Source organism: Arthrobacter sp. MOO21 (assembly GCF_057369995.2).
Genome location: NZ_CM170671.2, coordinates 474381 through 492252, shown reverse-complemented (window position 1 = coordinate 492252; position 17872 = coordinate 474381). Strand labels below are relative to the sequence as shown.

The window sequence follows — 17872 nt, the reverse complement described above, 5'->3', positions numbered from 1 at the left end:
GAAAGCTTTGGCATGATGTCCCCTTCACAAACTCCCGCCCGCTTCTCGGACCTGGACTGCGACGTCCTGGTGATTGGTTCCGGAGCGGGCGGCCTGTCTGCCGCCGTGACGGCCGCCTACCACGGACTGAAAGTTGTTGTCGTCGAGAAAGCCGCCGTCTGCGGCGGCGCCACGTCCTGGTCCGGCGGCTGGGCCTGGACGCCCGGAAACCCGCTTGCCAAAGCCGCAGGCATCAATGAAGACCGCGACCTTTTCCGCACGTACCTCCGCCACCGGCTCGGCCGGCACTACGGGGAAGACCGGGTGGACGCGTTCCTCGAAGCAGCGCCCCATATGGTGGGTTTCTTCCACAACAAGACGAGCCTGCAGTTCGTGCCCGGAGCCAAGATCAAGGACATTTACGGCGACACCCCGGGCGCCGGCACCGGACACCGTTCCGTGGCTCCGAAGCCGATCAACGCACGCCGCATCAAGCCTGCGCTCCGGGCCAGGATGCGCCACCAGCTCTACGAAACCTCATTCCTTGGCATGGGCATTATGGCGGGACCGGACCTGACCAAGTTCCTGTCCGCCTCCCAGGGGGACATCCGGGGGATCTTCCACGCCGGCTGGCGGGTGGGGCTCCACCTCCTGGACCTCCTTGCCCACCGCCGCAACATGCAGCTGGTCAACGGCACCGCGCTGACGGGCCGGCTGCTCAAATCGGCAGACGACCTGGGCGTGGACATCCTCGTCTCCACCCCGGCCCGGCACCTGCTGACCGATGATTCCGGGAAGGTGACGGGCGCCGTCGTAAGCTCCCCGCAAGGCGAACTCCGCATCTCCGCTTCCCGCGGCGTCGTCCTGGCCACGGGGGGCTTTCCCCATGACATCGCACGGCGCAAAGCCCTCTTTCCCAAGACCCCAACCGGCCGGGAGCACTGGACCTTGGCGCCCAGGGAAACCACGGGGGACGGTATTACCATGGCCCAGCAGGTGGGTGCCCGCTTCGAGACCGAGCTGGCGTCCCCGGCCGCGTGGTGCCCGGTTTCGCTGGTCCCGTACCGGAACGGACGCACCGGCACCTTCCCGCACATCATGGACCGGGCAAAGCCGGGCAGCATCGGAGTGCGGCGGGACGGCAAGCGCTTCGTCAATGAAGCCAACGGCTACTACGACTACGTGGAAGGCCTGCTGGCTGCCACCCCTGAGGGTGAAGCCGCGGAAGCATGGCAGATCGCCGACGCCGAATTCGTGCGCAAGTACCCCCTGGGGATGGCCAAGCCGTTGCCGGTGCCTCTCTTCCCGTACCTGCGCAGCGGATACCTGAAGAAGGGAAACACGATCGAAGAACTCGCCGCGGCCTGCGGAATCGACCCCGAGGGCCTGGCCAAGACCATTGCGGACTTCAACGAGAACGCACGCAGGGGCGTGGACCCCGACTTCAACCGCGGCGCCACCGAGTTCAACAAATACGGCGGTGACCCCAGGAACACCCCCAACCCCTCACTGCGTCCCCTGGAAAAGGGCCCGTTCTACGCTGTGAAAATCGTTCCGGGATCCTTCGGCACCTTTGCGGGACTCGCGGCGGACGCGCGGGCGCGCGTCCTGGATACTTCCGGACGTCCCATCCAGGGCCTCTACGCGGCCGGCAATGACCAGGCATCAGTCATGGGCGGGCACTACCCGGCCGGCGGAATCAACCTCGGGCCTGCGCTGACGTTTGGCTACATCGCCGGACGTGACCTTGCCCGTGCCACCCACTACGAGGACGACGGCGCGTCCGCGGCAGAACAGGTGCCGGCTTCCTCCACTTCCTCGGGCGGGCCTGCTCAGCAGGCGCCATGACCTGAGGTCTTCGGCGGCACGTCCCCGGCTATGCCGGAGATCCCGCCAGGTCGGGACCCCCGGCAAGGCCGCGTGCAAGAATGGCGCCATGACCCACGAGAAGCCTGAGTCCGCCGCGCCGGAATTGGACCGTGCCGACGTCCCCGCATTCGAAGCCGCCTACCAGGCCGCGCAGCAGAGCGCGGCCGAAGGCGGCATTCCCATCGGCGCCGCGCTTGCCCGGGACGGCGTTGTGATTGCGAGCGGGCACAACGAACGCGTCCAGAACGGCGACCCGATCGCACATGGGGAGATGTCCGCGCTCCGGGCAGCCGGACGGCAGAAGAGCTACCGGGACACCACGCTTTACACGACGCTCGCCCCGTGTGCCATGTGCGCCGGAACCATCATCCAGTTCAAGATTCCCCGCGTGGTGGTGGGGGAGGCGCGCACGTTCGACGGCGAGCTGGACCTGTTGCGGTCACGTGGGGTTGACGTCGTGGTGGTGGATGACCAGCGTTGCGTGGACATGATGCGCTCATTCCAGGCGGACAGTCCCAGCCTGTGGGCTGAGGACATCGCCGAGTAATTCCCGTCCTGCCTTGTGCGGGGCCTAATGCCTAGGGGCGGACCGGCGTGGCCGCTTCTTTTCCGAGCACCGTGGTCCAGGGGCTGGCCGTCCATGAGGTGACGACGCCGTTGACGACGTAGGGATCGGCGGCTGCGAAAGCTTTGGCGGCCTCCAACGGGTTCTCACCGGTGAAGATCAGCAGCCCTTTGAAGGGTCCTTCGCCGGCGGCCCCACCCAGCAGGAGTTCGCCGCGTTCGACTGCGTCCCACCCCGCCCGGAGGTGGTCTGCGCGGTATTGTTCTCGGGTTTCAAGGTAGTTGTCCTCGTAGGTGTATTCGAGCACGGCGTGCATGGGTGACTCCATATCTTTCAGGGGTTTCGTACGTTGTAGAAATAGCCTACCCAGGGCCGGTGCCGTCGTCCTTTCCCCCTGCCTGGTCAGCCCTCCGGCAGGAGGTGGGCGGCCATTGTCCGGGCCGTGAAGCGCCCGAAGCGGTCGGCGCTCCAGCCGCGCTTGAGGACGAGGGTCTCGTAGAGTTCGGCAGAGGTGCTCATGAAGAAGACGTCGGCCACCTCCTCCGGCGTTAGACCTGGCCGCAGGAATCCCCGCCCGAGCACGTGGCGCGCATTGTGCAGCATTCGTTTATACCGTTCGGCGTCCACGTCGCGCAGGAGGGCGGCCATTTCATGGTCCCCGCCCGCCGCTGCGTCCCTGATGAGGAGGTAGATGGGCGAGCCCAGTGGGCTGACCTCGGAAATGAACCGGCCGAACTGCTCCATGAGTTCGCGGGGGTCCGTGACCATGTCCTGAGCGCGGTCCGACCGCTCCTCCGCGGGGGTGCCCCCGGCTCCAAGCAGGCTCTGCTCGTAAATGGCCCGCACGAGCCCGGGCTTGCCGCCGAACGCCTTGTACACCAGCTCTTTGGAGACAGCTGCCGCGTGCGCAATGGCGGCGATGGTGGTCCGGCCGTAGCCGTTGGCCAGGAACAGCGCCCGCGCTTGGGCGAGCACCCGCTTCCTGGACTCCTCGGCCGCCTCCTGCCGTCGCCGCGAGTCGTAGCTGCGGGGGCGAGGTTGGGTGCCGTTGACCGCCGGTCCCATCGGGCTTAAACTCCTTGTATCAGTTGAATACAGCTAACTGTATCAAATTCGGCGTACCAGCCTCTCCGCCTCCCGCGACGGAAACAAAGGAGCAGATCATGGACGCTTCAGGAATCGAGCGCGTCCCCGAAGGCCCGGTCCGGCGCATGCTGGCCGCGGCCAACCGCCATGACCTTGAGGCCATGGTGTCCGAGTTCGCCGAGGACTACCGGAACACCACCCCTGTGCACCCGGCCCGCAGCTTCACCGGGTCCGCCCAGGTCCGGAAGAACTGGACGGCACTGTTCGCCGGACTGCCGGACCTCGCCCTCACCGTCCACGACGCGGCAACGGGTCCGGACGGCAAAGTTTGGATGGAATGGAGCAACCGGGGCACCCGGCCGGACGGATCCGTGCAGCGCGCCGCCGGGGTGTCCATCCTCACCGTCCGCGACGACAAAATCGCAGCCGCGCAGTTCTACCTTGAACCCCTGGACCAGGATTCCGGCGACGTAAATCAAGCCGTCAGCCAGGCGGTCCAAGGGGCAGCCGGGGGTGCACGGTCATGATCCTTGTCGTCGGCGGCACGGGCCGCCTTGGCCGCGCCGCGGTTCCCCTGCTGGTGCAGTCCGGCCACCGGGTCCGCATCATGGCCCGCGGCAGTTCCCAGCCCTTCGCCACGGCGGTAGGCGCCGGCGTCGAACTTTTCCGCGGGGACCTCGGGTCCGAATCGGACTGCCGGAGAGCGGTGGAAGGCTGCACTGCGGTGGTGTTCGCGGCCTCGGGGTTCGGACTCAAGGACTCCGGCCCGCGCGAGGTGGACCGCGACGGCGCCATCCGGCTGGTCCGTGCGGCGGCAGCCGGCGGAGTACAGCACCTGATAATGATGTCCATGCATGGGGCCGCGCCCGACGGGCCGATCGACTACCTGCGCTGCAAGGCCGCGGCTGAGGAAGCAGTCCGCTCATCCGGCATGGACTGGACCGTCATACGGATGGGAGCGCTTCTGGAACAGCGGCTCGAGGACTTGACGGCTGCCTTCGGGGCAAAGGTCAAGGTGCCGGTATTTGGCTCCGGATCCGCCCCGGTGACTTTTACGTCGGTCCAGGATGCGGCCGCCGTGGTGCTCCGCGCCGTCCGCGACCCGGCACTGCGGAACCGCATCATCGAATGGGGCTCGCAGACGCTCACCGGCAACCAGCTGGCGGAGGCTGTGCTGGCCAGGGCGGGACATGGCTCAGTGCAACGGATCCCGCCTGCCGCCTTGAGGCTGCTCTCCGTGGCTGCCAGGCCGTTCTCGCCGTTCTTAGCTAGGGTGGCGGGTGCCGGGGTATGGCAAGAGTCCGGGGCGGGAGCCTTCGACTTTGGGCCCGGGCGCGCCGATTTTCCGGACATCCCCATCACCGGGCTGCAGCAGGTCCTTGAGGCATCCGGCGCTCCTGGATCGCCGGTGTAGGGACAACCAAAAGCGCGACGCGAGGCGACTTACCCGCTGACGGCCGCCACCTCAACCTGTACCCCCGCGTCGCGGAACTTCTGCACCTGGGCGGGGTCGGCGCCGTCGTCCGTCACCAGGGTCCAGGGCAGCGCCAGGCGCGCCCACGCGTGGAACGGCCGGAGCCCCAGCTTGGAGGAGTCCGCCAAAACATAAACCAAACGCCCGCGCCTGGCCATGAGCTCCTTGAGCCGGGTCTGGGCGTGGTCGGCTTCGCAGATGCCGTCCTCGGCGGTGACGGCGTCGGCGCCCAGGAACACCCGGTCGAAGCTCATCCGCTCCAGCGCCGCTTCGGCCAGCGGGCCCACGAAACTCTGCGAAACGCCGCGGAGCCGGCCGCCCAGGCAGTCCACCTCGATGCCCTCCGAATCGGCGAGCTCCTGCAGCGTGTTGAGACCCGGCGTCGTCACGGACAACCGGTCGAACCCGCGCAGCTCGTGCGCCAGGGCACCTGCGGTGGAGCCGGCGTCGAGCAGGATGTTCTCCCCGGGCTGGATCACCGCCGCGGCCCACCGGGCGATAGCGTGCTTCTGCTCGAACGCCTCGCCGGTGCGCTGCCGCAGCGACGCCTCCGGGTGCGCGCCCAGGGCCATGGCCCCGCCGTAGGTCCGGGCAAGCTTCCCTTGCGAATTCAGCAGGGCTAGGTCGCGGCGGATGGTGGAGGCGGTCACCTCGAACCGGGCCGAGAGTTCCTCCACGGAGGCCAGGCCGGTGGTCACGGCAAGGTGGTAGATCTCCTCGCGCCGCGCGTTTGCGCTGAGCATTCCGGGTCTCCTTCCCGTGGGCATGGCGGTGGCAGTGCTACCCATGCTAGTTCCGGCCCCCATTGAATCGGAGGGTTACACGGCCACGGACGGCCGGGCGGCCATTTCCGAGGCCTGGTGCAGCGCTTCCACCATGGACCGGGAATCGGCGATCGCCTTGCCGGCAATGTCGAACGCGGTGCCGTGGTCCACGGACGTGCGGATCACCGGCAGGCCCACCGTGATGTTCACACCGGCCTCGATGCCCAGCACCTTCACCGGCCCGTGCCCCTGGTCGTGGTACATGGCCACCACCAGGTCGTAGTCGCCGCGGCCGGCCAGGAAGAACAGCGTGTCCGCCGGCAGCGGGCCCACCGCGTTGATCCCGTCCGCCTGCGCCGCCTTCACACCCGGCTCGATCTTCTCCGCTTCCTCGCCCTGGCCGAACAGCCCATTCTCGCCCGCGTGCGGGTTGATGGCGCAAACGCCGATCTTCGGGTTCGGGATGCCCGCCCGCACCAGCGCCTCGTGGCCGCGGCGGATGGTCCGCTCCACCAGGTCCGGGTTGATCTTCCGGATCGCATCCATCAGCCCGATGTGCGTGGTCACGTGGATCACCCGGATCTTGGGCGTGGAGAGCATCATGGACACTTCCTCCGTGCCCGTCAGGTGCGCCAGCAGTTCAGTGTGCCCGGGGAAGATGTGCCCTGCGGCGTGCAGCGCCTCCTTGTTCAGCGGCGCGGTGCAGATGGCCTGCACCTTCCCGGCCATCGCCAGCTCGCTGGCCACCCGGATGTACTCGTACGCGGCGTGCCCGGCCACGGGGGAGAGCTGGCCCCACGGCAGGTCCTCCGGCAGCAGCGCCAGGTCGATCACGTTGACCCGGCCCGGCGTGAACACCGCGTCCTCCACGTTCTCTATGCTCTGGATGTCCGCTTGGATACCGAGGATGTCCGCGGCCTGGCGCAGGCGCAGCGCGTCGCCGATCACCACGGGCCGGCACTCGGCGTTGCTCTGAGGATCCAGCACGGCGGCCACCACCACCTCCGGGCCCACCCCGGCGCCGTCGCCCATGGTCACGGCCACGTAGGGGAGTGGCTGGTTGTTCGTTGCTGAGTCAGTCATTGTCGCTCCAGATTCTTCGGAAGTCTTGCGGGGAAGGGTGTTGGCGGAAGCTCCCGCGGCCTGGCCACGGCGCTCCCTGATTTCGTCATACAGCTGCAGGAGGGCCAGGTCGTCGCCGAAGCTTCCGGGCTTGGTGCCCACCAGCGTCCCGTCATCGGCGCGGCTCAGCACCGCCCCGTGCTGCACGGCCGCGAGCGGCACCAGGCTGGAGCGGCCGACGGCGTCCAGGACTTCCCGGGCCGTCTCACCGCCGGTGAGGATCAGGTCAGTGGGTGTTGCCTTCGCTGCCTCGGCCGCGAACTTCGACAGGGCACGGACGATGCGGGCTGACCCGGACGGGTCCACTTTTGAAGCGGCAAGTGTGATGGCTACGCGGTGGCCTGCCCGTAAATCGGCTGAAACCTGGGCCAGTTGGGACGCATAGGCGCCGTGGGCACCTGCATACAGCGGATGCAGCCGGACCACCCGGAAGCCGCGGGCTTCGAGCTGGGCCAGCTGCGCCTGCGCGGTCTGTGAAGCGGAGCCGACGACGGCGAGCACCGGCCGTGCGGTCTCCTGCGGCTCTGCGGTGGTTGCGTCCGCCACTGCCACACTTTGCGCATTTCGCGCAAGTTGTGTCGCCAGCCGTTGGGCGAGGGCATCGGCCGTCCCGCCGGTGCCCACCAGCACGATGCGCCGGCCGCCGACGGAGAAGTGCAGGTCCAGCAAGGCTTCGGCCACGGACTCCAGGTCCCGGACTGTTTCGCCGTCTGCGACCACGACCTGCGGCCGGTTGGAGTTCAGCAGCCCGGCCAGCCTGGTGCTCAGCGTGCCGGACCGGACCGCAGCCAGGCCGAGGGTCTGAACCGAGGCCGGGTCCGCCGGGCGCAGCAGCGACGCAACGTCAACCGGCGGGGCCGAAAGCTCGGCCTGCCACAGGTCCGTTTCCGCCAGCGGAATGCCGCCCGCCACCGGCCGCCCGTTCACCACGGAACGCTGCAGCTGGGGGAGTGCCCCCGCCACCACAGCATGGAAACCGAGGCTGGTCAGTGCGGAGATTTCGCTGCGGATGTTGCCGCGCCACAGGGAGTCCATCTTCTTGAAGAGCACCTGCGCGCCTGACGCTTCGGGGCCGGAGAAGGCGTCCTGGACCAGCGCCTCGGCGGCCGATTCCGGAAGCCCGCGGGAATGCGTGTCCACGACTACCACGTCGGTGACGGACCCTCCCAAGGAGGTCCCGCCGTCGTGTGTTCCTGAAGCACCCGCATCCAGGAGAACCTGCGCGGACAGCCCATGTTCCACAAAGCAGTAGCCAACCTCGGCGGCGCCGGAGAAATCGTCGGCCTGCACAAATACGGAAGCCACGCTGCTCCTCTCGTCCGTAGTCGGCTGGGATCCCGCCACACAGCGGGAAGCTCCCCATCATCATGACACGGTTGCGCGTTTCACGCTATGGGGGTTGCGCAAATCGCGCAAATGCCGCCGGTTGGCGGACGCTGCAGCGGTGCAGGGTGCCTTGGTGGACCCGGAAGACGTGGCTGCCCTGGCCGCGTTCCTCCTGGGCCCGCACGGCAAGTCGATCACCGGCCAGAACTACGTGATCTGCGGCGGCGCCTCCCTCTGACACCAGCCGCTGGCCTCGCCAGCACTCGAATCGCCGGAACGCTGCCGGAACGCCGGAACGGACCGGCGATCTGGCACTGTTCCGGCGATCTGGCACCGTTCCGGCGTCTCGGGCGCCGCCGAGCGACGTTGCACGTTTGTGCAGGAGCTCCTGTGCGTGCTCCCACTCGGCCAGCGGACCCCAAAACGCTACTCACCAGTAACAATGCCCCTTACCCCGTGGTCACAGTGGCAGGACGATGACCCGGTCCGGGCCGTGGAAGTGGCCGCACGTTTGTTCAGATCCGCTGCGGAGGCACGGCAGCTTTGCCAGCATGGAAAACCCCGGCCGGAGCTTACGGGACCCCAAGAGCAGCTGCTCCGGCCCCCCCGTAGACAGATGAACAAAGAGGTTTCCATGTCATTCCTTACCCGGGCACTGTCCGTTGCCGCCGGCGCGGTCCTCGCCTCATCCCTGATGGCCGCTCCCGCCCAAGCCGTCGAAATCTCCCCGCCGGGGGCCAACGACTGGTCCTGCAAACCGTCCGCAGAGCACCCGTATCCGGTGGTCCTGGTTCCGGGAACCTTCGAGAGCATGGAGAAGAACTGGTCCACCCTGTCGCCGTACCTCAAGAGCCAGGGGTACTGCGTCTTCGCCCTTAACTACGGCGAAACGAACGGTGTCTATGCGACGGCGCCGGTGGCAGAGTCCGCCAAGGAGCTCGCTCCATTCGTTGACGCCGTCCGCTCCGCCACGGGTTCCAAGAAGGTGGACCTGGTGGGCCACAGCCAAGGCGGCATGATGCCCCGGTACTACATGGGCTTCCTGGGCGGTGCAAAGTATGTCCACCACCTTGTTGGTATCGCACCGTCCAACCACGGAACCGAAGGGCTGATCCTCCCGCCGCCGGACCTGGTGCCCACGCCCGACTACACTGCCGCGGGCTGTGCCGCCTGTGCGGACCAGCAGGCCGGCTCGGCCTTCATGCAGGAGCTCAACTCCATCGGCGATACGGTCGCCGGTCCCTCATACACGGTCCTCTCCACGGTGTACGACGAGGTGGTCATCCCGTACAACAGCCAGTTCCTTAACGGCTCCGCCCGGCAGGTCACCAACATCACCATCCAGGACAAGTGCCCGGCCGATGTCTTCGAGCACGACCAGACGCCGAACGATCCCGTGGTGCACCAGCTCGTCGGCAACGCCCTGGCCCAGCCATCGGGTCCCGCAGACCCTGCCTACCAGCCAGCCTGCCTCTAGCCAATCAAACCGGCGGACCGGCGCCGGCTCGCGACTTACGGTTCAGGCTCCGAGTTGGTCCGCCAGTTCAGTGATGCGTGAGGCTGCGAGGTCCCAGTCGCCGTCCGGGGCCACGTCCGCCATCTGGCAGGGCCCCTATTCGGTGGGGCGGCCCACGAACGCCGTGGCCATTCCGGACTCCCGGGCAGCCAGCAGGTCGCTGTTGTGGGCCGCCGCCAGCATCACCTCACCAGGGTTGAGGTCCAGGAATTCAGCAGTCCGGAGGTACGCCTTGGGGCAGCGGCTTGTAAGTGCGCGCCATGTCCGAGCCGATGATCACATCCCACGGCAGGCCGGCGTTCCTTGCCATGCCCAGCAACAGTGAGGTGTTGCCATTGGACAGCGGCCCCACGATGGACCGGCGGCGGATCCTTGCCAGGCCCTGCACACTGTCGGCCCAGGGCGGCAGCCGGTGCCAGGACTTGTTCAGCTCCTCCAGGCTCTCCCCGGGCATCCGGTCACCTCCCTTGCCACACCGGTGCGCCAGTCCACTCAAGTCCCGAAGGTGTCGAAGAGGACGGCCCGCACCGGCCGTCCGGTTGATGGTGAACGGTATGGCTGGAACCCATGAGCTGTGTCCTTCCTGGCTGCCCTGACCGTTAGTCTGGCAGCATGCGAACCGATTTCAGTCCCACGGCGACGTCCGCCCGCGATTTCTACCGGCTGCTGACCTCAGTGGTGGTGCCCCGGCCCATCGCATGGGTCTCGAGCGTCTCTCCGGAGGGCATTGACAATGTGGCACCGCATTCCTTCTTCACCGTGGCGTCAACGAATCCGCCCATCGTGCAGTTCACGTCGGTGGGCGAGAAGGATTCGCTCCGCAACATCACGGAGTCAGGGGAATTCGTGGTCAACCTGGCCCCGGCCGCACTCCTGGAGGAGGTCAATGCCACCGGAACCAATTTCCCGCCTCAGGTCAGCGAGTTCGACGCCGCCGGCCTGACCCGGGAGCCGAGCCTCACCGTGGCCGCGCCCCGCGTCAAGGAGTCACCGGCAGTGCTCGAATGCCGCCTCCATTCCGTGCTGCCGATAGGGGACTCCACCCTTGTTTTCGGCGAAGTGACGCATGCCGCCGTGAGCGATGCCGTGCTCGATGGCACCCATCCGCGGATCGACTTGCTGGAGCCACTGGCCCGGCTCGGCCTGGACGAGTGGGGCACGCTTGGCGCCATCCAGGACCTCGGCCGGATCCGGCTCAAGGACTGGCCGGGCCATTTCCGGCCGAAGGCCTAGGTGCCGCCAACCCCCGTTGTGCGGGAAAAGGAAAGGGACACCCGGCATGGACGTCCCTTCCCTTCAGCGGGACCTGTTAGCCGAGAAGCCGTGGAAAGGCCCAGTCCCAGCTGATCAGTTCCTGTTCAAGCCGAACACCCGTTCCCCACGTATCGCTGCCCAGCGCTGCGTACAGGGCCGCTTCGGAAGGGTTCAGCCTCCTCAGCACCGCATCCGAAGGGGCAGGCTCCTTGCCCCACGCGTCACGGTGCGCCAGCAACGTTGCTTCGTCCATCAGAACGCTCTCGACATGGGGATGGATCGCCCGGAGTTGGTCCAGGATTCGGAACCCATGGGTATCGATGTCACCCCAGTAGAGGACATGACAGTCCCGCAACCAGGCCGCATCCCGCAACGACGAGAAACCGTAACCGCCCCCATACAATGCCATCGTTCCGGACTGTTCAGGCAATGCCAGGAAATTGACCTGGTTCTCTGTGGCAATTACGCGCCGCACCGGAAACCGCAGCGCACTGAACGCAGCGGCCGTGACGGTGATGTCCCGGGCGCCGCCGAGGACCTCGACTGCCGGATCCAGGACGCGGAACCGGACCAGCTCGGGCGGGTGGAGGAAACCGTGACGGCGGGCAAACCGGGCGGCGGGAGTGCGGCCGGCACCGTCGTCCAACGCCACATCCGCACCGGAGGCGTCCGGGACACCAGCAAGGTCCGCATCCTCTGCCTCCGGACCCGGCACCACCGCGGCCAGCATCTGCTCGATCACCTGCCGGTGCCGCTCGATGAACTTGGTGTGCACTCCCGGCAGGCCGAGCTGCCGGACATAGATCCCTGGTGCATTGTTGTCCCGCAGCCATAAAGCCACGCGCCCCGCCGTCAGCGCGTCAGGACCGAGCTCGAGGAGTTTCAACGGGCGCCGTGAAGCCCACCCCACGAGCAGGGGATCCAGCCTATCCAGGCCCTCAGCGAGCGATCGGAACCGTGCTGCTTCCCGGGTCTTCCCGACAAAAGCGATTTCATCATCCACCGTCGTGAACATCGCCGCGGCCGGGATCCTATTGGACCCCACCGTGCGCCGTCCCGCCTCAACAGTTTCCAAAGAGTAGGCACCGGCAGCGGCAGCCAGCGTGGAAGCCCAATCCCGGACAGCCGCGTAATCGCTCAACAGCTGCGCCGCCGTCGGACGCTTCAAAGTACGACGGCGGGGGTACAGGTCCGTGGGCTCCAGCACCTCCCTGAGCAACGCCCCGCTGTTCCAGGCCTTCATTGATTGCGCTCGCAGCCCCGCCAGCGATGTCCACTCAGCGGGCACGCCGCTCCTTCTCCTCGCGGTACTCCTGGATGGTCATGTTGCGAAGCTGGGAATCATCGCCGTTGGTGTTGGCCACGAAGCCCACATGCGAGACGAACGGTTCGATCACGTGGATCTTCTGCAGCGGGGTCACGATCAGCAGCTGCAGCTTCATCCGCTGGAACAGCTCCAGGCCGTACCGCGCCGACTCGTCCGAGCCCCGCCCGAATGCCTCATCAATCACCACAAACCGGAAACTCCGCCCGCTGCCGGCATTGCGGCCGGTGCCCTTCCCGGACCCCAGACCGAACTGGAACGCCAGCGCGGCGGCCAGGATGGTGTACGCCAGCTTCTCCTTCTGACCGCCGGATTTGCCGCCCGAATCCGTGAAGTGCTCGTACTCCTCGCCGTTCTCCGTCCACTTCTCGGACGCGGAGAACGTGAACCAGTTCCGCACGTCGGTGACTTTCGCCGTCCACCGCTCATCCAGCGTGGTCAGCCCCTCGCGGCCGCGGAACCGCTCAATCAGCCGCTCCACCTGCAGGTACTTCTGCTCCGAGTACTGGTCCTCGTCGCCGATAGTGCCTTCCGAGCAGGCCCGGAGATCGTTCCCGAACTCGCGCACGTCCTGGTCCGAGGTGGCTTGGTGCTCCAGCTGGATGTGCCGGCCGGTGTTGTAGGGAATCCCGGCCAGAGACTGGTTAATTTCGCCGATCCGGTCGATGATATTCTGCCTGCGGCTGTCCAGGAACGCGTTGAACGCCACCACCTCGTGGATGGTGTTCTGGTTCAGCGACTCCTTGAACTTCGCCTCGAACCGCGGCAGGTCGTTGCTGACCAGCTGCTCCAGCAGCCGGTTGTAGTCCGCGGCGGCCTCCAGCGAAGCATCAAAATCTGTGGTTTCGTTCGGATACTTGTTCCGGAAGTCCGCCATCTGCCGGACGGTGCTTTCGGCTGCCCGTGCAATCCGCTTCGCCAGCGCGTCAATGGTGTCCGTCAGTCCGCCCCGCACCGTGCTCTCCACGGTGCCCGTGTTCCGGTAGGTGAGCGGCTTGTCGCCGAGCGCTGCCTCGGTGAGGCGTGCGACGGCGGCCAGCACCACGGCGTCGTCCGTCACCGGGGTCAAGGCCAGGACGCCGCGGCACTCCTCGATCGCCTCGGCGATGTCCCGGGCATCCTTCTCATTGGCGCCAAGCCGCTGCTGCAGCTTTCCGGCTTTGTCCTCCAGCCGCTCCAGCTCCTGCGCCACCTGGGACTGCTTGGCCATGAGCTGCTGCAGCACGTCGCTGGCGGATTCAAGCTCCCTCTTTTCGGCTTTGAGCTCTTCGATTTTGCGCGCCGTGAGCTGCCAGCTGATGTCGCCGAAGTCTCGGACCGAGCCGATGGTTCCGAGCTGCTGGTTCTGCCTGCCCAGCAGACCGAGCTGCTCGTTGACCTTGCCGAGCTCCGTGGTCAGGACCTTCAGCCTTCCCTGGATCTCGTCCTGCTCGGTGCGGAAGCGTGCGATTTTGTCGTGGTTGTCCCAACCCAGCACGTAGTTGCGCCGGTCACCCAGGTCCTTGCGGTCGTCCTTCTCGTGCCGGCCGCGGCCGCCCTTGAGCTGGCCGTTGGCCGTCAGCGCCTTGGGGTAGCGGCGGAAATCGGCCAGGTCCACACAGCAGAAGTAGTCGAACCGGCTGTTGAGCTCATCCTGCAGGAAGTCCCGGAACGGAGTGCCCTGCTTGATGGCGATCTTGGCGGCGAGGGTTCCCGGTTCGGCGATCTTGGGTGCATGGGAGTTCCCGACGCGCAGGTAGACCAGGCGGCCGCGGAGGTTGTTGGCGTCCACCCACGTGCTGACCGCAGCGTAGTGCTCGGACGGTACCAGCAGCGAGAGCGCGAAGCCGCGCAGCGTCCGCTCCGCGGCACCCTCCCAGGCGGATTCGCCGTCGCGGACCTTGAGCAGCTCGCCCACGTAGGGCAGGTCGGTGTCCTTGATGCCGGTTCCATCGCAGAGCCGGCGGCGGATGTCCAGTTGAGGGAGCGGGATCAGGTTGCGCCGGGCTTGGAGGCTGGTGAGCTCGGCCGCGATTTCCTTGGCCCGGGTCTCCTGCTCCGCCTGCTGGATGGAGTGCTTGGTGATGGCATCCTGCAGCTGCTTTGCCTGATGTGCCAGCTCCTCTTCCACCCCGGCGAGGCGGGCACGGTTTGCGTCGAACAGCACACGGTCGTCCGGCGGTTGGAGCCCCAGGTCTGCGGCGGCGGCGGTGTACGTCTCGAAGCGCTGGCGCTGTGCCGCGGACTCCGCCGCGAACCGCGACAGGTCGGCGTCGATCGCCGCCAGCCTGCCGCCGCCGTTGGTGCGGATGTCCTCCTCCACCCCGGCGAGGTCGCGGCGCAGCTGCTTGATGTCGGTGCCCAGCCGAGCGGCGTCCTCCTGCAGCCGGTTGCCCGTGCGGTCCAGTTCGGCCTGGTGCTCCAGGCTCAGCCGCAGCTTCCGGTCCGTGAACCAGGGATGCAGCTGGTCCCGCTGTTTCCGCGCGAGCTCGTCCTCGGCGCTCAGCTTGGCGTGCTGCGCGGCGCCTTCCCTGATGGGCGTCAGCAGGGCGATCTGGTCCTTGGCGCGGAGGACGGCGTCATGGGCTTTCTTGAGGTCGTCGAAATGGTGGATCAGGTTGGTGATCCGCGTGGCGACGTCGTCCTCTTCGAGCATGTTGCCGCGCACGAAGGAGGTGATGTTTTCCACCTGTTTCATGGACACCGTGCGGTGGAACAGCTCCATGGCCTGGTTTCCGCTGATGCCGAACTGCCGTTTGAACGCCGCAGCGTACGGCTCGAACGCGTCCCGCACGTCAACCCCTGCGGCGCGCAGCTTCTTCTTCAGTTTCAGCGGGTCCTGGCCGAAGTTGCTGAAATCGGCCGCGATGGACTGCTCGGCCTCTGCCAGTGAATAGAAGCGGTTGGGCTGCCCGCCCTCCTGCGTGGCCCAGAGCGTGATGCCCAGCGTAACCCACTTGCCCAGAACGGCGTTGTGGAAGATGCCCAGGACCACGGTCAGCTGGCCCGTCCCGCGCAGCGCCACGGGCTTCGAGTATCCGCCGCCGGTGCTGCGGGCGCTCTTGTGGTAGCCGCGCACGTACGACATCAGGGAGCGTTCTTTCTTCTGCGCGCCCGCCGCTTTGTTGTACTCAATCTTGTGCGCCGGCAACAGCAGCGTGGTGATGGCGTCCACCACCGTTGACTTGCCGGAACCGATGTCGCCGGTGAGCAGGCTGTTCGCCCCGTTCAGCCGGAACGTGCGCACCCCCCGGTGGAAAGTGCCCCAGTTGAGCAGCTCCAAACGGTGCAGCCGGAAGCCCGGTGGAGTGCCGGCGTTGTCCGCTGCCTCGTCCAGGCTGAACAGGCCCTCCTGCAGGTCGCCGCTGAGCTGTGCCGTCACTTGCCCTCCTCCGTTGCGCCGGGTTCGGCGAGTGGCTCGCCGGCGAGTGTCGCCCGGTAGTCAGCCAGCCGCGCGTCGAACTCCTCCAGCCACTGCGCATCCACGTAAGCCTTCAAAATACGCGCCACTTCATACGTGTCCGCCTGGCCCTTCAGTTTGCGCAGGAAACCGAGCTCCACCACCTTTTTGATGTCGGTGCGGAGCCGGTCCAGGTTCCTGGCCTCGTTGCTGGAGTCCGGCCGGAACAGCGAGACCATGTCCACGATGTCCTGCTCCGTCATGATGAGGCGGGCCTCGCTGCTGTTGATGTCGAACTCCATCAGGCGCCGGCGGAGCAGCACCAGCAGCAGGCTGACGTTGAATGTGAGGGTGCGGCGCGCGATCAGCCGGGGGAGCGTCCCGTCCGGATCCTCGCGGGAACGCAGGAACGCGTAGCCCTCCGATTCGTCCAGGATCAATTCGAGGCCCAGTACGGACACGTAGTCCCTGACGTGCGAGGTCAGGCCGAGCAGGGACTGCCATACTTTCTCGTCATTCTCCGCGTAGAGCACGCCCTTGAAGAGCCGGGTGACGACGCCGGGAAGTTCCTCAGGGGTGCGGATTTCCATTTCGCTGGTGGCGGGGTTCATGCCGGCCTTCCGAAGATAATCTGTTCGATTGTGGCCTCGCGGATGCTGCCGTCCGCCAGCTGCCACGACAGGTGTTGCGACTGTTCGGGATCGATGGTGGCCCAGTCGGATTCGGTGGCCAGCTGGTAGTACGCCACCACCTCGGCGAGGCCCTGGGAGAGCGGGTAGGCCGTGGTGATCTCAGCGAGCGTTGCCTGGTCCGCCTCGGCCAGGACGGCGTCAATGTTGGCCTGTAGGCGTTCTTTGTCCACGTAGAACTGGTTGAACAGGGCACCGGCGTCCACGTCCAGGTCCTCTGCCGCTTCGATCGAATCCTCAACCAGAACCTTGCGGCTGGGCTCGTACAGCGGCCGTTCGAACGGCAGCATGACATCCACGGACGGAGCGTCGATCTCCATGAAAGCGCCCGACGGCGGCGCCTCCCGGGTGCCCAGGGTGGCGGATTCGATGCTGCGGATCAGCTGCATAATGCGCTTGTTCTCGAGGAATACCTTGTCATCGAGGAGCCGGCGCATCTGCTGGGATAACTGGCGGACGGTTGCCTGGGTCTGTTCCACAGCCGGCAGCCAGTCCTGGTGCAGGTTGGCCACCGCTTGGAGGCTGTCGCTGTTGGCAAGGGCTTCGATGCGGGTGGCCCGCTGCAGCAGGTCCTGAAGTTCCGTGCGGAGCTGCGGGGACATCAGATAGTCCCAGAAGCCCTGGAATGTACGGCCCTGGAGCGAGCTGCTGATGTCCTGCTGGTTGTCGAAGATTGACTGCAGCAGTTCCCCCTGGCTTCCGTCCCAGGTGGCAATCTGCTCCCGCACCTGGCGGTCCAGTTTCCGGAAGTTTTGTTCGACTTCACGGAAATCGGAGAGCAGGTCTTTGGCCAGGGTGGTCAGTTGCTGCAGGTGGTCCAGGGCTTCCGGGCCGGTCATCACGCGGATGTTGCCGTCCCTGATCCGCTGCATCTCGGCGTCGATTCCGTCCCGCTGCCGCTGCAGCTCGGCGAGCCGGACTTCAGGGTCCGTTTCCGACTGCTGGACCAGTTGCTCAAGGACGGCGAAGATACTGGTGAGCCTCGACTGCGTGGCGACGAACTCGCGTCCGCGCAGGTTCTCCACCCAGCGGATCACGTCTTCGGCCGCCGCTGTGAGGTCGTAGTGCGGCTCGTCCTCTCCTGGCAGGTAGTATTTCCGGAGCCATCTGCGCTCATCAGAGGCCCAGTCATCAAGGTATTCGGCGGCCGGCCTCGGAAACCGATCCTCGCCTTCGGAGTCCCGCAGTCCGAACAAGACGTCGTCCAGCACATCGGCCAGCTCCTGGCGGCCCAGGTTCCGTTTGTTGGGGCTGGTGAAAGCTGCCATGAAGAAGGCCAGTGCGAGGGGTCCGTTTTGGGCGCGAAGGAGCGACCAGCCCGCGTGGTTCTCACGCAGGGAATTGATGGCGTAAAAGTCCATGCCGGTTCCGTGTTCTGAGGGCTCTTCCGTCTGGATTCACTCTAGGGGACGGCTGCGACATTTTCCGCAGCGGCCTGCGCGTTGCCCGCCAAAGCGAGGAGCAACCAGCCTGCTCTCCGAAAATTACGTATCCGGCGTGCCGTCGAACGTACCAGTCCCGCTCC

At 66.6% G+C, this 17872-nt stretch carries 16 protein-coding genes; 7 read left to right on the top strand and 9 right to left on the bottom strand.

Going from position 1 to position 17872, the window contains the following annotated elements; all coding sequences use genetic code 11:
- Positions 1–12 precede the first annotated feature (12 nt).
- Positions 13–1827, top strand: coding sequence for an FAD-dependent oxidoreductase (locus AC2JAJ_RS02190; RefSeq protein ID WP_486414449.1), 1815 nt, complete (start codon positions 13–15; stop codon positions 1825–1827).
- Between the two features lie 88 nt (positions 1828–1915).
- Positions 1916–2395, top strand: a complete 480-nt coding sequence (locus tag AC2JAJ_RS02185) for a nucleoside deaminase (RefSeq protein ID WP_486414450.1) — start codon at positions 1916–1918, stop codon at positions 2393–2395.
- Positions 2396–2426: 31 nt separating this feature from the next.
- On the opposite strand, the gene AC2JAJ_RS02180 is transcribed toward AC2JAJ_RS02185, so the two are convergent.
- Both AC2JAJ_RS02180 and AC2JAJ_RS02175 read right to left on the bottom strand, forming a co-directional pair.
- Positions 2427–2729, bottom strand: coding sequence for a YciI-like protein (locus tag AC2JAJ_RS02180; protein ID WP_486414451.1), 303 nt, complete (start codon positions 2727–2729; stop codon positions 2427–2429).
- Positions 2730–2815: 86 nt separating this feature from the next.
- Positions 2816–3478: a TetR/AcrR family transcriptional regulator gene (locus AC2JAJ_RS02175; protein WP_486414452.1), complete on the bottom strand. Its 663-nt coding sequence runs from the start codon at positions 3476–3478 to the stop codon at positions 2816–2818.
- A 98-nt stretch (positions 3479–3576) separates the two neighbouring features.
- On the opposite strand from AC2JAJ_RS02175, the gene AC2JAJ_RS02170 reads away from it, so the two are divergent.
- Both AC2JAJ_RS02170 and AC2JAJ_RS02165 read left to right on the top strand, forming a co-directional pair.
- Complete coding sequence (locus AC2JAJ_RS02170; RefSeq protein ID WP_473693388.1) at positions 3577–4026, top strand: nuclear transport factor 2 family protein; 450 nt, start codon at positions 3577–3579, stop codon at positions 4024–4026.
- A complete protein-coding gene (locus AC2JAJ_RS02165) occupies positions 4023–4913 on the top strand; it encodes an SDR family oxidoreductase (protein WP_486414453.1) in 891 nt (296 codons plus the stop codon). Before AC2JAJ_RS02170 ends, AC2JAJ_RS02165 begins: the two co-directional genes overlap by 4 nt.
- Positions 4914–4942: 29 nt before the next feature.
- On the opposite strand, the gene AC2JAJ_RS02160 is transcribed toward AC2JAJ_RS02165, so the two are convergent.
- Together AC2JAJ_RS02160 and pdxA are read right to left on the bottom strand one after the other, a co-directional pair.
- Entirely contained in the window at positions 4943–5716 is a 774-nt protein-coding gene (locus AC2JAJ_RS02160; protein ID WP_473693384.1) for a DeoR/GlpR family DNA-binding transcription regulator, read from the bottom strand.
- Positions 5717–5791: 75 nt separating this feature from the next.
- Positions 5792–8164: a 4-hydroxythreonine-4-phosphate dehydrogenase PdxA gene (gene pdxA, locus AC2JAJ_RS02155; protein ID WP_501053329.1), complete on the bottom strand. Its 2373-nt coding sequence runs from the start codon at positions 8162–8164 to the stop codon at positions 5792–5794.
- A gap of 94 nt (positions 8165–8258) precedes the next feature.
- On the opposite strand from pdxA, the gene AC2JAJ_RS02150 reads away from it, so the two are divergent.
- Both AC2JAJ_RS02150 and AC2JAJ_RS02145 read left to right on the top strand, forming a co-directional pair.
- A complete protein-coding gene (locus AC2JAJ_RS02150; RefSeq protein WP_486414455.1) occupies positions 8259–8423 on the top strand; it encodes an SDR family oxidoreductase in 165 nt (54 codons plus the stop codon).
- Between the two features lie 396 nt (positions 8424–8819).
- A complete protein-coding gene (locus AC2JAJ_RS02145; protein WP_486414456.1) occupies positions 8820–9662 on the top strand; it encodes an esterase/lipase family protein in 843 nt (280 codons plus the stop codon).
- A 250-nt stretch (positions 9663–9912) separates the two neighbouring features.
- Here the strand turns inward: AC2JAJ_RS02145 and AC2JAJ_RS02140 are convergent, their stop codons facing one another.
- On the bottom strand, positions 9913–10155 hold the full coding sequence (locus tag AC2JAJ_RS02140) for an HAD family hydrolase (protein ID WP_486414457.1): 243 nt from the start codon (positions 10153–10155) through the stop codon (positions 9913–9915).
- A gap of 158 nt (positions 10156–10313) precedes the next feature.
- Between AC2JAJ_RS02140 and AC2JAJ_RS02135 the strand changes: the two genes are divergently transcribed.
- Positions 10314–10934 (top strand): flavin reductase family protein, encoded by a 621-nt coding sequence (locus AC2JAJ_RS02135; RefSeq protein ID WP_486414458.1) that lies wholly within the window; start codon positions 10314–10316, stop codon positions 10932–10934.
- A gap of 76 nt (positions 10935–11010) precedes the next feature.
- Here the strand turns inward: AC2JAJ_RS02135 and AC2JAJ_RS02130 are convergent, their stop codons facing one another.
- The 4 genes from AC2JAJ_RS02130 to AC2JAJ_RS02115 are packed head-to-tail and all read right to left on the bottom strand — an operon-like array spanning position 11011 to position 17708.
- Positions 11011–12243 carry a Wadjet anti-phage system protein JetD domain-containing protein gene (locus tag AC2JAJ_RS02130; protein ID WP_486414459.1) on the bottom strand — a complete coding sequence of 411 codons (1233 nt, stop codon included), beginning with the start codon at positions 12241–12243 and terminating at the stop codon, positions 11011–11013.
- Complete coding sequence (locus AC2JAJ_RS02125; RefSeq protein ID WP_501053328.1) at positions 12233–15640, bottom strand: ATP-binding protein; 3408 nt, start codon at positions 15638–15640, stop codon at positions 12233–12235. Before AC2JAJ_RS02125 ends, AC2JAJ_RS02130 begins: the two co-directional genes overlap by 11 nt.
- Positions 15637–16269 (bottom strand): DUF4194 domain-containing protein, encoded by a 633-nt coding sequence (locus AC2JAJ_RS02120; protein WP_486414461.1) that lies wholly within the window; start codon positions 16267–16269, stop codon positions 15637–15639. The genes AC2JAJ_RS02125 and AC2JAJ_RS02120 overlap by 4 nt, the downstream gene beginning before the upstream one ends.
- Positions 16266–17708, bottom strand: a complete 1443-nt coding sequence (locus AC2JAJ_RS02115) for a DUF3375 domain-containing protein (RefSeq protein ID WP_486414462.1) — start codon at positions 17706–17708, stop codon at positions 16266–16268. Before AC2JAJ_RS02115 ends, AC2JAJ_RS02120 begins: the two co-directional genes overlap by 4 nt.
- Positions 17709–17872 lie beyond the last annotated feature (164 nt).

Excerpts from the sequence above, each read along its gene's own strand:
- AC2JAJ_RS02190 (WP_486414449.1), top strand. The coding sequence starts at position 13 with ATGATGTCCCCTTCACAAACTCCCGCCCGCTTCTCGGACCTGGACTGC.
- AC2JAJ_RS02185 (WP_486414450.1), top strand. The coding sequence starts at position 1,916 with ATGACCCACGAGAAGCCTGAGTCCGCCGCGCCGGAATTGGACCGTGCC.
- AC2JAJ_RS02180 (WP_486414451.1), bottom strand. The coding sequence starts at position 2,729 with ATGCACGCCGTGCTCGAATACACCTACGAGGACAACTACCTTGAAACC.
- AC2JAJ_RS02175 (WP_486414452.1), bottom strand. The coding sequence starts at position 3,478 with ATGGGACCGGCGGTCAACGGCACCCAACCTCGCCCCCGCAGCTACGAC.
- AC2JAJ_RS02170 (WP_473693388.1), top strand. The coding sequence starts at position 3,577 with ATGGACGCTTCAGGAATCGAGCGCGTCCCCGAAGGCCCGGTCCGGCGC.
- AC2JAJ_RS02165 (WP_486414453.1), top strand. The coding sequence starts at position 4,023 with ATGATCCTTGTCGTCGGCGGCACGGGCCGCCTTGGCCGCGCCGCGGTT.
- AC2JAJ_RS02160 (WP_473693384.1), bottom strand. The coding sequence starts at position 5,716 with ATGCTCAGCGCAAACGCGCGGCGCGAGGAGATCTACCACCTTGCCGTG.
- AC2JAJ_RS02145 (WP_486414456.1), top strand. The coding sequence starts at position 8,820 with ATGTCATTCCTTACCCGGGCACTGTCCGTTGCCGCCGGCGCGGTCCTC.
- AC2JAJ_RS02140 (WP_486414457.1), bottom strand. The coding sequence starts at position 10,155 with ATGCCCGGGGAGAGCCTGGAGGAGCTGAACAAGTCCTGGCACCGGCTG.
- AC2JAJ_RS02135 (WP_486414458.1), top strand. The coding sequence starts at position 10,314 with ATGCGAACCGATTTCAGTCCCACGGCGACGTCCGCCCGCGATTTCTAC.
- AC2JAJ_RS02120 (WP_486414461.1), bottom strand. The coding sequence starts at position 16,269 with ATGAACCCCGCCACCAGCGAAATGGAAATCCGCACCCCTGAGGAACTT.
- AC2JAJ_RS02115 (WP_486414462.1), bottom strand. The coding sequence starts at position 17,708 with ATGGACTTTTACGCCATCAATTCCCTGCGTGAGAACCACGCGGGCTGG.